Annotated in this window: 1 protein-coding gene; it reads left to right on the forward strand. The window is 57.4% G+C overall.

The window, feature by feature from the left end; translation table 11 throughout:
* A partial coding sequence (locus MUA00_RS00115) for a hemagglutinin repeat-containing protein (RefSeq protein WP_271121229.1) occupies window positions 1-345 on the forward strand: 345 nt, incomplete at both ends.

Genomic DNA, 345 nt, shown 5'->3' on the forward strand with positions numbered 1-345 from the left:
AAGGAAACAGCTACAAAGCGAAGAAAAAAGTCGAAATTAACGAGTCGGTGCGCCAGCAGGGCACGGAAATCGCCAGCGGCGGCAATACAAAAATTATCGCCGGACGTGACGTGAACAGCGAGGCCGCACAGGTGACCGCCAGCGGCGATATCGGCGTGGGCGCGGGCCGCGACGTGAACCTGACCACCGCGACGGAAAGCGACTATCACTACAGGGAAGAGACAAAGACCAAAAAAGGGTTCCTCAGCAAAAAGACCACCCACACCATTGAGGAAGACAGCGCCACCCGTGAAGCGGGCACGCTGTTAAGCGGCGATAACGTCACCGTGTCGGCAGGCAATAACC

The organism is Dryocola boscaweniae (genome assembly GCF_025215095.1).
In the GTDB taxonomy this organism is placed as follows: domain Bacteria; phylum Pseudomonadota; class Gammaproteobacteria; order Enterobacterales; family Enterobacteriaceae; genus Dryocola; species Dryocola boscaweniae.